Raw genomic sequence first — 11,708 nt, 5'->3', positions numbered from 1 at the left:
CCTTCGATTGGTTCGGCCCGTCAGGCGAGCGTCTTCATCTCATATTGGCGCATAGGGATGCAGTCGCAGCCCTTGGCGCCGATGAAATTGGCGCAGCTGTCCATCATGCGCTTCTCATTGGCTTCGAGCTTCGCCTGGTCGCCCGCCGCATCATAATAGAGCTGCTTGTCCTGGATTGCCGCCAGCGGGAAACATTCCTCGACGACCGCGGCATAGGGGCCGGCACCGGGGGTCACCGGGCGGACGACCAGATTCTGCACATATTCGAAATTGCTCTGCGTCACGATCGCGGTTTCGGTGTGCCCATCCTGCCAGTTGCGACGCCAGGTCTCGTAATCGAGATGGTCCGGCTTCTCGATGAAAACGACCTGAGAGAAGCCTTCGGTCGGCTTGCCTGCGGGATGCGTCCGGTTCGGCAAGGGCGTGGACTCGGCGACGAGCCAGCCCTCGACCCGGCTCGACAGCTTGGCGAGTTCTGCCTCGATCGGAGCCCGCGCCGGCGGGAAGGCCGTGTCGACCCAGATCTGGACGGCCGCTTCCATCTGCGGCTGCGTTACCACAAAGACAGGGTTGCTACCCTTGGGCAGCGCATCGTCCTGCACATTGATGCGCAGCGCTCGGACATGCGGGGCGATGGCCTCGGCGACATCGCCCAGCAGCCGCTCGTTGAACGCCGCACGGGGCGTGTCGGCATCGCGCCACAGCGCATAGATCAGCTTTTCCATTCAGTCCTCCAGCTGGCGCAGGAAATCGACGAGCGCCGCTGCCAGCGCCTCGCCCTGCTCTTCCTGCACGAAATGCCCCGCCCCCTCGATCCGCACATGCGGCGCCTTAGCGGCGCCGGGTATCCGGTCGCGAAAGACCTGCTCCCAGGCCGCCGTCGAGGGATCGCCATCGCTGAATGCGGTGGCGAATGGCCGGTCGAAGTGTTCGAGCACCGACCAGGCCGCCTTGTTCTGCGCGATGCCGTCGCTGTCGGCGCGTGCCGGGATCAGCGTCGTGATCGCCAATGCCGCCGCCTTGTAGCTGGCATCCGGAAAAGGCGCGTCATAGGCGGCGAGGACCGCCGGATCGGGCCGCTGTACGCAGGTCGCCGCGACGATCTCGCTCACCGGCAGATCGTCGCTGGTCCGGCACAATTCTATCCAGGGTTCGATGATCGGTCCCGGCCAGCCGGCCACCCCACGCGGCGGCTCCTCGGCGGTGGGCAGAAGCGTGTTGGTCGCCAATACCCCGATGAAGCGATCGGGCATCTCCGCCAGCAGGCGCAGGCCGATCGGCCCGCCCCAGTCCTGGATGACGAGCACGATCCGCTGGAGGTCGAGCTGCTCGACGAAGCCGCGCATCCAGCCGACGAAGCGATCATAGCTGAAGATGCTGCGGTCCGCCGGCTTGTCCGATCGTCCGAAGCCGACATGGTCGGGCGCCACTGCGCGCCACCCCGCCGTCGCGACCGGCCCGATCAGCTTACGATAGAGAAAGCTCCAGCTCGGCTCGCCATGGAGCATCAGGACAGTGCCGTGCACCGCCTCACCCTCGTCGACATAGTGCATGCGCAGCGGACCGAGTTCCGCGTCGGCGACCTCGATATAATGCGGCGCGAAGGCGAAGCCGGGCAGGCTTGCGAAACGCTCGTCCGGCGTGCGCAGCAGCTTCGACACGCGACATCCCCTCGAATCTTTTTGCGAATGCTTATGCCCCACAGTTTACGCATTGAGCATTTTGGATTGCAAGCCATTCGCGCTTCGCGCATCCTTTGAACCAATGTCGCCACCAAGTGCGACGGAAAGGACGAGGGATGCTGTCGCTTCAGGAAATGTCTGACCGGCTCGAGATTCAGGATCTCATCACGCGCTATGCCTATGCGATCGACGAGCAGGACTGGAACGCGCTCGATCGCGTTTTCACGCCGGATGCCGTGATTGACTATACCGATCTGGGCGGCGCCAAGGGCAGCCTGTCGGAGACCAAGGCCTATCTCGCCCAGGCCATGCCGACCTTCCCCGCCTTCCAGCATCTGTCGACAACGACGCGGATCGACATCGACGGCGACAGCGCCAGGACGAAGACGATCCTGTTCAACCCGATGGTCATGAATCACGAGGGTGAGGAGCGCGTCTTCTTCATCGGCCTCTGGTATAATGACGAACTCGTGCGGACCGCAGACGGCTGGCGCATCAAGCACAGGCGCGAGCAGAAATGCTGGTCGTTCAACGCACCGCCGGGCCTGCTTCCATGAGCGGACCGACCGCGAAGACGATCGGCTTCATGCCGCGCAGGGCCGACATTTCGCGTGCCGACTTCCGGACCTATTACGAAACCCGGCACGCCGTCCTCGCGGTCCCGCTCTTCCCCTTCCGCCGCTACCGCCGCAATCATCTCGCGGATCAGGCGATCGAGCCGGGCTTCGACTGCATTTCCGAATTCTGGGTGGGCTCGCTGGAGAAGATCGGCGAACTCATGGCGGGCGAGGTCGGCGACACGATGCGCACCGACGAGCGCAACTTCCTCGACCAGCCGAACATCCTCGCCGTGCGCGCCGAACCCGTCGCGACGGGAAGCGACAGTGCAGGCAGCCTGGCCTTGCTGATATCGGAGGGCGGCGACGCAGCCGCGCTGACCGAAGCGGCGCGCAAGGCTGATGCCGGCCTCGACCTGCTGTCGCCGCTCGACGAGCGGGCTTCGCCCTGCGATGCGATCCTGCGCTTCTACGGCAGCCTGCCCGCCCTCCCGGAGGGATGGCGCGTGGACCGCCAGATCGAGGTCATTCCCTGCGAAACCGATCCGGCCCAGCTGCGCGGCTGAGCCGGACCAGGTTCAGATGGCGGTCTGCCCGCCGTCGACGGCCAGCGTCGTGCCGGTGACGAAGCGGGCGTCGCTCGACAGCAGGAAGGCCACCGCTGCGGCGACATCCTCGGGCTGGGCGACCGGACCGATCAGCGGCGTCATCCGCGCGAACAGGTCGAGGTCGACGCCCTCGATCGCATCGAAGCCCCCCGCGATCAGCGGCGTATCGACCGCGCCGGGGCAGATCGCGTTCACCCGAACGCCGCGCCGCGCATATTCCGCAGCGACCGAGCGGGTCAGCCCGACCACGCCGCTCTTCGACGCCGAATAGGCCGCGGCATAGGGCGTCGCGACCAGCCCCGCCGCGCTGGCAATGTTGACGATCGCCCCGCCCTGCGCCTCGATCGCCGGGAGCGCGGCGCGGGTCATTTGGAAGACGCCGGTCAGGTTGATGCCGATCACGCGTTGCCATTCGGCATCGCTCGTCGCCGCCGCATGGCCGAAGCTGCCCACGCCGGCGACATTGGCGAGCCCGTCGAGCCGCCCGAAGCGTGCCCTGGCCTCCGCCACGGCTGCGTCGCAGGCGGCGGGGTCCGAAACGTCGACCTGCATCGAAGCGGCGTTGCCGCACGCCTCGGCCGTGGCGGCCGCCCCCGCGCCATTGATGTCGACGCACAACAGGCTTGCGCCCTCTTCGGACAGCCGCAGCGCGGTCGCCTTGCCGATGCCCGAGGCAGCCCCGGTCACCAGCACCACCAGACCTTCGAAACGCTTCATCATCCCCTCCTCATGTCAGCGTGGTCAGGGCGGCAAGGTCGAGCGCACGGAGCTCTCCATCGCGGCCTTCCCGGACCTTGTTCGCCCATTGCGCGTCGGCGAGCAGCGAACGCCCGACCGACAGAAGATCGAACTCTCCCCTCGCCAGCATCGCGGCGACCTGATCCAGCCGCTCTAGCGAGACACCCGGCAGCGCCGCGCCGGGCGTCGCAGCCTCCTCCTCGGTGAACAGGCCCGCCAGCCCGACCGATCCGACCGCAATGGTGGGCAGCCCGGTAAGCCGCTTCGCCCACCCAGCCAGATTGAGCGGGCTGCCCTCGAACGCAGGCTCCCAGGCTTCGCGTTGCGAGCAGTGCAGGATGTCGGCACCGGCCGTCGCCAGCGGGCGCAGCAGTTCGCCGAGTTCCTCCGGCGTCTCGGCGATCCGCGCCTCATAGGCGTCGATCTTGAACTGCGAGATGCGGAGGAGGATCGGGAAATCGGGGCCGGTGGCGGCGCGGCAGGCAGCAATTACCTCGGCCGGAAAGCGGGCGCGGTTGGCAGCGTTGCCGCCATAATCGTCGCGGCGGCGATTGGTGCCGGACCACAGGAACTGGTCGAGCAGAAAGCCATGGCCGGCATGAACCTCGACCCCGTCGAAGCCCCGCGCCTTGGCCGCTGACGCCGCGTCGGCAAAGGCGTGCGCGACGGCCGCCATGTCGGCCTCGGTCATGGCCGTGGCGCTCGGCCCGCGTCCTGCATCGAGATCCGCTATCGTATAGCCTGACGGCCCCATGGCGGATTTGTCGGTAAAGGCATCGACATGGCGGGCGGCACCCGTGTGCCACAATTGGGGCATCAGCATGCCGCCGGCCTCGTGGACCGCGCGCAGGACGTGGGCCCAGCCGTCGAGCGGCGCCTCGCCATGGAAGATGGGTCCGGTGCCGTCATAGTCGGCAAGGTCGTGCCCGACCGCCGCCGCACCGGTGATCGCCAGCGACACGCCGCCCTCGATCCGGCGACGGAAATAACCGGCATAGTCTTCATGCGGTCGCCCGCCTTGCGCATGGGCGCGACCCATGGGCGACATGACGATCCGGTTCGGCAGCGTCAGGTTGCGCGAGACGAACGGCTGGAACAGCGCCGCACGCGCCTGCGCGTCAGCAGAAATAACTGCCTCCATTGGCCGCGACGACCGATCCGGTCACGAAGCTCGCATCGTCGCTGGCGAGGAAAGCGACCGCCGCAGCGACCTCCTCGGGCTGCGCCATCCGCCCCAGCGGCACCGCGCGTGCCAGATCGGCGCGCACCGAGTCCGGCACATTGGCCATGATCGGCGTGTCAGTCGGGCCGGGATGGACAGCGTTGACCCGGATGTTGCGGCTGGCGACCTCGCGCGCCAGACCCCGCGCGAGCCCCACGATCGCGGCCTTGCTGGTGACATAATGGATCGGACCTTCGCCCGATGCGGCCGAGGTCGATGCGATCAGCACGATCGAGCCGGCGGCGTTGCGCGCGACCATGTCGCGCAGCGCGGCACGGCAGCAATAGAAGGCGCCGTTGATGTTCACGCCCATGACCGCGAGCCAGCCGGCATCGGACATGTGGATGCTCTGGTCGGGATGCGCAGTCGGCGCCTCGCCGCGCGCGGTCTGCGCCGCGCGCTCAGCTGCGCCCGCATACATCTGCTCGCTGCCATCGTCGGGGCCACGCCCGATGCCGGCATTGCAGACCAGGATATCGATCCCGCCAAGGCGGTGGGCGACCTCGGCCATCGCCGCGTCGACCGAGGCACTGTCGGAAACGTCGCAGCCAAGCCCGATATGGCCGTCCGCATCACCGAAGACCGCCGCTGCGGCCGCCTGCTCGCGATCGATCACCGCGACCGTGGCGCCCTCGGCGGCCAGCCGCTCGGCGATCGCCCGGCCGATGCCCTGCGCTCCGCCCGTGACCACTGCCCGGCGCCCTTGGAGCCGCTTCATGTCCCCCTCGCGCACATTCGTCATCCTCTCAAAACTTTACGCAGATACACATATTCTCATAATTCATATTACCATATGCGGAGTTACACCGCCCGCACAAGAAACTAAAATGCGGGTTCCGAGGGGAGGATTTCATCATGCGTCGAACCATCGCCCTGGCCCTGCTCGCATCCGCGCAGTGGCCCATGACCGCTTATGCGCAGACGGCCGCCGAAACGGCGACGTCGCCCGACAGCGACATGATCGTCGTCACCGCACGACGGCGCGAGGAGAGTGCGCAGGATGTTCCGATCGCGCTCACTGCGCTGGCCGGTGCCCAGGTGTCCGTGCCGGGCACGATCGGCCTCGCCCAGGTCCAGCAGCTTGCCCCCAGCCTGCAGCTGACCGCCACCAACCCACGCAACACCAACATCAACATTCGCGGCCTCGGCGCGACGCCCGCCTTTGCCAGCCTCGGCCTCGAATATGGCGCGGGCGTCTATGTCGATCAGGTCTATTACAGCCGACCCGCTCAAACCGCCTTCGATCTTTATGATCTGGCGCAGGTCGAGGTGCTGCGCGGCCCACAGGGCACCTTGTTCGGCAAGAACACCACGGCCGGCGCGATCAACCTGACCACCGAGGCGCCGACCTTCGACCCCGCTTTCCGGGGCGAGGTGAGTTTCGGCAATTATCAGACGCTGCAGATGCGCGCGACGGGCAGCACGCCGCTATCGGACACGGTCGCGATCCGCCTCACCGTCACCGATACCAGCCGCAACCATGGCTTCCAGCGCATCCCGGCACAGGGCAATCGGCGCGTCCATGACCTGCACAGCTTCGGCACGCGCGGGCAATTGCTGTTCGACAACCACAATGGGCTGCGCCTGAGGCTGATCGGGGACTATTCCTCGCTGCGCCAGGATTGCTGCACCGGTGTCACCACCACCATCCGGACGACCCGGATCGACGGGTCGACCCTGCCGAACAACTTCCTCGTCCGCACCGCACGCGCCGGCTACACGCCGCTGCCGATCGATCCCTATGCCCGGCGGCTGGAAACGAACCGGCCCTTCACCATCGACATGAAGACCTATGGCGGGACCGGCATAGCCGACTGGGATCTGGGCGCCGCGACGCTCACCTCGGTGACCGGCTGGCGCAAGCTGGACTACAAACCCGCCACAGACGGCGACGTGATCGGCCTCGACATCTTCGAAAATGCCGGCGTGCGCGAGAAGCAGGAGCAGTTCAGCCAGGAACTGCGCCTCGCGAGCGACGGCAGCAACCGCATCGATTATGTCGCCGGCCTCTATTATTTCTGGCAACGGATCGATGACCGCTTCTTCACCATCTACGGCCGCGACGCAGCGCTGTGGATATTGGGCCCCGGCACGCCCGGCGGCACCGCGCCGTCGGCGGGCGGTCTTGCCGCGCTCAACGGCCTGTTCGCGGACGGCACCGCCTTCGCCCGGACGAAGAGCTATGCCGGCTTCGGCGAGGCGACCTGGAATGCCACCGACAGGATCAGCCTGACGGGCGGTCTACGCTACACGCATGAAAAGAAGGACGGCGCCTTCGGCCAGGTCCAGCGCGGCCCCGCGCTGACCCCGGCGCAGATCGCGCTGGGCGCACAGGCGATCCGTAATGCCTTTGCCGCGAATATCCCGACCTTCCTGGTCGACACCAAGGAGAACAACCTGTCCGGTCGTGCCACGCTCTCGTGGAAGCCGCTCGAAGGCGTGCTTGCCTATGCGACCTACTCGCGGGGCTTCAAGTCGGGCGGCCTCAACCTCAACGCCACCGCCGCGCCCAGGGTGATCGACCCGGAGAAGGTCAACAATTGGGAGGCCGGCCTGAAGACAAGCTTCCTCGACGGAAAGGGAACGCTCAACCTGGCAGCCTTCACCCAGACGGTGCGCAATTATCAGAGCCAGCAGATCGACACGCGCATCGCGCAGACCGCCTATATTGCCAATGTCGGCACGGTGCGCTCGCGCGGCTTCGAGGTCGACGCCACCATCCGTCCCAGCCGGAACCTGCGACTGTTCGCCTCCGGCTCCTACACCGACGCGACCTATCGCAGCTTCACCAACGCCCCCTGCCCGGTCGAATATCTCGGCCTCGCCGTCACCTGCGACCTCAGCGGCCGGCGCCTGCCCGGCGTCTCCAAATGGGCGGCGGCAGTCGGCGGCGACTATGCGGTGGATATCGGCAGCGACCGGCAGCTCTATCTCAATGCCGACCACAGCTACCGCTCGAGCTTCTACACCACCTATAACCTCGCGGCGGACTCGCTCGCCGGCGGCTATCATCTCACCAATGCCCGGATCGGCCTGCGCCGTGTGGGCGGCACATGGGACGTCGCGTTGTTTGCGCGCAACCTGTTCGACACCCACTATGTCAGCATCATCAACCCCTCGGCGTTCAACACCGGGCAGTCGACTGCGATCCTCGGCGATCCGCGCACCTATGGCCTCACGCTGAAGGCGGCCCTGTGACCAAGCGGCCCAATTTTCTTCTGATCGTCGCCGACGATCTGGGCTTCTCGGATCTCGGCTGTTTCGGCGGAGAAATCGGGACGCCGCGCCTCGACGCACTGGCAAGGGCTGGGATGCGCTTCACCGATTTCCACTCGGCCCCAGCCTGCTCGCCGACGCGAGCGATGCTGATGACGGGCACCGATCCTCATGTCGCCGGGATCGGGACGATGCTGGAAGTCGCGCAGCCGGGCTTTGCGGGAGCGCCGGGCTATGAAGGGCATCTCAACGACCGCGTGGTGACGGTCACCGAACTGCTGCGCGATGCCGGCTATCACACGCTGCTGTCGGGCAAGTGGCATCTCGGCGACACGCCACGCAGCATGCCCGCCGCACGGGGCTTCGACCGGTCCTTCGCGCTGCTGCCCGCCGGGGCCAGCCATTATGCGGGCGACGGGCTCGACCGCTTCTCGATCGTCGCGACCGCCTATCAGGAGGATGGCCGGCCGGTGGCGAAGCTGCCCGACGACTTCTACTCGTCCGATTATTTCGCGGATCGGCTGATCGGCTATCTCGACGAACGGCCCCGCGACCGCCCCTTCTTCGCCTATCTGCCGTTCAGCGCGCCGCATTGGCCGCTGCAGGCGCCGGAAGAGACCTGCCTGCGCTATCGGGGGTGCTATAATGCGGGGCCCGAAGCGCTGCGTGAGGAGCGGCTGGCCCGCCTGAAGACAGAGGGGTTGTGTCCCCCGAATGTCGTCCCGCACCGCTTCGTGGACGGGCAGGACTGGGCCAGCCTGACTCCTGCGCAGCGCGCCTGGTCGGCGCGGACGATGGAAGTCTATGCCGCCATGGTCGATCGGATGGACTGGAATATTGGCCGCGTGATCGACAGCCTGTCCGCCAGCGGCGACCTCGACGATACGATCATCCTGTTCCTGTCGGACAATGGCGCCGAAGGTGCGATGGTCGAAGCGATGCCGATCGTCGGCAAGATGATCGAGGCGCAGATCGCCGCGCATTTCGACAACAGCCTCGACAATCTCGGCCGGCCGACCAGCTGCTGCTGGTACGGTCCGCGCTGGGCACAGGCGGCGACGGCGCCGTCGCGGCTGCACAAATCCTTCCCCACCGAAGGCGGCATCCGCGTACCCTTCTTCGCCAGCGGGCCCGGAATTGCCGGTGGTCGGATCAGCGACGCCTTCTCGACCGCGATGGACGTGCCTCTCACGATCCTCGAAGCGGCGGGCCTGCGCTTTCCAGCATCATATCAGGGACGCGCGGTCGCCCAGCCGCTGGGCAGTTCGATGCTGCCGCACCTCCGAACGGGCGAGGGCGAAGTTCACCCTGCGGGGACCGAGACCGGCTGGGAGCTCTTCGGCCGGCGTGCCGTGCGACGCGACGGGTGGAAGGCGCTGTGGATGCGCAGCCCCGAGGGCATCGGGGCATGGCAGCTCTACGACCTGAAAGCCGACCCCGGCGAAACCCAGGACCGCGCGGGGGACCGGCCCGAGCTGCTGGCGGAACTGATCGAAGCATGGCAACGCTATGTTGCCCAGGTGGGCGTGGTCGAAAGCCCCGTATCCGTGTTCGAACTGGACCCTGCATGACCCAAGGCACGACGGACGAAAAGCTGACCCGGCAGCATGTCGGCCTGCTGGCGATGCTCGCAGTCGTCGTCATGTTCGAAGGGTTCGACGTCAGCGCGACGGCGGTGGTGCTGCCCTATCTGGCCAAGGATTTCGGCACGACGACCGCGGCGCTGGGCGGCGCGCTCGGCATCATCGCGATGGGGTCGATCGCGGCCTGGGCGATCGTCCGCCTCGGCGACCGCTTCGGCCGTCGTCCGATCCTGATCCTGGCTGCTGCCGGCTTCTCGCTCGGTTCCCTCGCCACGGTTATGGTCGGCAGCGTGGGCCAATATACGGCGGTCCAGATGGCGACCCGGGCGCTTCTCGTCACGCAGATTGCCACCGCCTATCTGATCGTCAGCGAAACGCTGCCGCCCGCCACGCGCGGACGGGCCAACGGACTGCTCGGCGCCTTTGGCAGTTTCGGCGCGGCACTGCCTTTCCTGGTGCTGGCGCCGGCGCTGCAAACGAGCCTGGGCTGGCGCATGCTCTTCCTGATCGGTGCCCTGCCGCTGCTGATGGTCCCGCTCCTGCTGTTCAGGCTGCGCGAAACGCCCGTCTGGCGCGACGCGCAGGCCCGCTCGGCACCGCGACTCTCGCCGCTCGACGAGTTGCGCCAGTTGCTCGTGCCCGGCCTGCGCATCCGCTTCGCCGCGATGAGCCTGCTCTGGTTCCTGGTCAATTTCGCGACATCGGTGGGCAGCCTGTTCTTTACCCTCTACGTCGTGCGCGAACGCAACTGGGCGCCGTCCGACTTCGCGGCGATCGCACCCGTCGGTCTCGTCGCCTGCTTCTTCGGCTATCTAGCGGTCGGCTGGCTGATGGACCGCATCGGCCGTCGCTGGACGATCACCCTCTTCATGGCGGCGCTCGGGGGGCTCACCCAGTTCTGCTATTCGGCGCAGGGCTGGTGGGCAGTCGCGGGGGGCTTCCTCGGGGTGCAGGTCGCGCTCGGCGTATGGGTGGCAAGCTATACGCTCAATTCGGAACTGTTCCCGACCCATTTGCGCGCCGCCGCCAATGGCTGGTGCCACAATCTGATCGGACGCTGGGGCGTGGTGATCGCGCCGTGGCTGCTGGGGGCAGTCAGCGCGGCGATGGGGTCGATCGGTCCGGCGGTGACGCTTCTCGGCTTCGCCGCCTATCTGGCGATTCCGCTGATCTGGCTGCTGATGCCCGAAACGCGCGGGGAACGGCTGGACGTCGATCCGCTCGTCAGTGCGGACGGCCCGAACGGTGGCGCTGCCGCCACGTCATAGGGCTGACGCCGAAGCGGCGGCGGAAGGCGGTCGAGAAGGCCGCCTGCCCGGCAAAGCCGCAGGCACCTGCGATCGTCTTCACCGGCAGGTCCTGACGCTCCTCCAGCATCCGGCGGGCGCGGTCGAAGGTGAACTGTTCGACACGGTCCATCACCGTGCCGCCCATCGTCGCCTTCCAGGCGCGCATCAGGTGCCGGCGACTGATCCCGCACAGATCGGCGAGCTCGCCCAAGTCGGGCGGCAATCGTCCGTCATCCTCAACCCGCGCCTCGATCCGGCGGAGCTGCCAGTCGGCCAGCCCGCCGCGCGGAGCGCCCGACTGCCGAACCTCGTCAAAATGCCGCGCCAGCTCGCCCAGCAAGACCATGCCAAGCCCCGCCACGATCGTCTCGCGCGCAATCGAGGGCCTCGCCATCTCGATGCTCAGGCGGTCGAGCGTCGCCGCGATGCCTGCCGCCCTGACATCCACGCAGGAAGCGAGCAGCGCATCCTCCAGCCCGTCGCTGAGCCCGGTCAGCGTTGCAAAACGGTCTGCGTCGAAGCGCACCACGATCATTTCGCGCCCGCTGAAGCCATGCGACCGGACATGGAGGGGGACGTGCGCCGGCACAACGATCGCCGATCCGAAGCGGCTGAAACTGCGATGAGAGCTCGGCTCTCCGAAGCAGCCGATCGCCGCCTCCTCGCCCGTCCGGGTCATGTAGACGATCGACGGCTCGTCGAGCTCATGGCAGCGCTCGAAGGGACCGCTACGGTCCTGGACGAGACGCTCGACCCGCAGCTCGGGCAAGGCCATCTCGACGACGCTGCGATAGTGGCCGTCCATCCTCTTCT

At 67.1% G+C, this 11,708-nt stretch carries 11 protein-coding genes; 5 read left to right on the top strand and 6 right to left on the bottom strand.

Features of this window, described 5'->3' with window-relative positions; translation table 11 throughout:
• Positions 1-20: 20 nt before the first annotated feature.
• On the bottom strand, positions 21-725 hold the full coding sequence (locus G6P88_RS16060; RefSeq protein WP_165324073.1) for an EthD domain-containing protein: 705 nt from the start codon (positions 723-725) through the stop codon (positions 21-23).
• Positions 726-1,661, bottom strand: coding sequence for a haloalkane dehalogenase (locus G6P88_RS16055; RefSeq protein WP_165324072.1), 936 nt, complete (start codon positions 1,659-1,661; stop codon positions 726-728).
• Between the two features lie 137 nt (positions 1,662-1,798).
• Between G6P88_RS16055 and G6P88_RS16050 the strand changes: the two genes are divergently transcribed.
• Entirely contained in the window at positions 1,799-2,239 is a 441-nt protein-coding gene (locus G6P88_RS16050) for a nuclear transport factor 2 family protein (RefSeq protein WP_165324071.1), read from the top strand.
• Positions 2,236-2,805 carry an EthD domain-containing protein gene (locus G6P88_RS16045; protein WP_165324070.1) on the top strand — a complete coding sequence of 190 codons (570 nt, stop codon included), beginning with the start codon at positions 2,236-2,238 and terminating at the stop codon, positions 2,803-2,805. Before G6P88_RS16050 ends, G6P88_RS16045 begins: the two co-directional genes overlap by 4 nt.
• Positions 2,806-2,817: 12 nt before the next feature.
• Here the strand turns inward: G6P88_RS16045 and G6P88_RS16040 are convergent, their stop codons facing one another.
• From G6P88_RS16040 to G6P88_RS16030, 3 genes are read right to left on the bottom strand one after another with little or no spacing between them, the layout of a single operon-like run.
• Positions 2,818-3,567 carry an SDR family NAD(P)-dependent oxidoreductase gene (locus G6P88_RS16040; RefSeq protein ID WP_226946608.1) on the bottom strand — a complete coding sequence of 250 codons (750 nt, stop codon included), beginning with the start codon at positions 3,565-3,567 and terminating at the stop codon, positions 2,818-2,820.
• Between the two features lie 7 nt (positions 3,568-3,574).
• Entirely contained in the window at positions 3,575-4,726 is a 1,152-nt protein-coding gene (locus G6P88_RS16035) for an oxidoreductase (protein ID WP_165324069.1), read from the bottom strand.
• Complete coding sequence (locus G6P88_RS16030) at positions 4,704-5,525, bottom strand: SDR family NAD(P)-dependent oxidoreductase (protein ID WP_165324068.1); 822 nt, start codon at positions 5,523-5,525, stop codon at positions 4,704-4,706. The genes G6P88_RS16035 and G6P88_RS16030 overlap by 23 nt, the downstream gene beginning before the upstream one ends.
• Positions 5,526-5,662: 137 nt before the next feature.
• On the opposite strand from G6P88_RS16030, the gene G6P88_RS16025 reads away from it, so the two are divergent.
• The 3 genes from G6P88_RS16025 to G6P88_RS16015 are packed head-to-tail and all read left to right on the top strand — an operon-like array spanning position 5,663 to position 10,874.
• Complete coding sequence (locus G6P88_RS16025) at positions 5,663-8,005, top strand: TonB-dependent receptor (RefSeq protein WP_165324067.1); 2,343 nt, start codon at positions 5,663-5,665, stop codon at positions 8,003-8,005.
• Positions 8,002-9,594, top strand: a complete 1,593-nt coding sequence (locus tag G6P88_RS16020) for an arylsulfatase (protein ID WP_165324066.1) — start codon at positions 8,002-8,004, stop codon at positions 9,592-9,594. The genes G6P88_RS16025 and G6P88_RS16020 overlap by 4 nt, the downstream gene beginning before the upstream one ends.
• Entirely contained in the window at positions 9,591-10,874 is a 1,284-nt protein-coding gene (locus tag G6P88_RS16015; protein ID WP_165324065.1) for an MFS transporter, read from the top strand. Before G6P88_RS16020 ends, G6P88_RS16015 begins: the two co-directional genes overlap by 4 nt.
• On the opposite strand, the gene G6P88_RS16010 is transcribed toward G6P88_RS16015, so the two are convergent.
• Positions 10,831-11,700, bottom strand: a complete 870-nt coding sequence (locus G6P88_RS16010; protein ID WP_165324064.1) for a helix-turn-helix domain-containing protein — start codon at positions 11,698-11,700, stop codon at positions 10,831-10,833. The two genes, G6P88_RS16015 and G6P88_RS16010, sit on opposite strands and share 44 nt — an antisense overlap.
• Positions 11,701-11,708 lie beyond the last annotated feature (8 nt).

This window comes from Rhizorhabdus phycosphaerae, assembly GCF_011044255.1.
Classification (GTDB): domain Bacteria; phylum Pseudomonadota; class Alphaproteobacteria; order Sphingomonadales; family Sphingomonadaceae; genus Rhizorhabdus; species Rhizorhabdus phycosphaerae.
This window is presented reverse-complemented; position numbering and strand designations above follow the sequence as displayed.

Excerpts from the sequence above, each read along its gene's own strand:
- G6P88_RS16030 (WP_165324068.1), bottom strand. The coding sequence starts at position 5,525 with ATGAAGCGGCTCCAAGGGCGCCGGGCAGTGGTCACGGGCGGAGCGCAG.
- G6P88_RS16040 (WP_226946608.1), bottom strand. The coding sequence starts at position 3,567 with ATGATGAAGCGTTTCGAAGGTCTGGTGGTGCTGGTGACCGGGGCTGCC.
- G6P88_RS16025 (WP_165324067.1), top strand. The coding sequence starts at position 5,663 with ATGCGTCGAACCATCGCCCTGGCCCTGCTCGCATCCGCGCAGTGGCCC.
- G6P88_RS16015 (WP_165324065.1), top strand. The coding sequence starts at position 9,591 with ATGACCCAAGGCACGACGGACGAAAAGCTGACCCGGCAGCATGTCGGC.
- G6P88_RS16060 (WP_165324073.1), bottom strand. The coding sequence starts at position 725 with ATGGAAAAGCTGATCTATGCGCTGTGGCGCGATGCCGACACGCCCCGT.
- G6P88_RS16010 (WP_165324064.1), bottom strand. The coding sequence starts at position 11,700 with ATGGACGGCCACTATCGCAGCGTCGTCGAGATGGCCTTGCCCGAGCTG.
- G6P88_RS16035 (WP_165324069.1), bottom strand. The coding sequence starts at position 4,726 with ATGGAGGCAGTTATTTCTGCTGACGCGCAGGCGCGTGCGGCGCTGTTC.
- G6P88_RS16045 (WP_165324070.1), top strand. The coding sequence starts at position 2,236 with ATGAGCGGACCGACCGCGAAGACGATCGGCTTCATGCCGCGCAGGGCC.
- G6P88_RS16050 (WP_165324071.1), top strand. The coding sequence starts at position 1,799 with ATGCTGTCGCTTCAGGAAATGTCTGACCGGCTCGAGATTCAGGATCTC.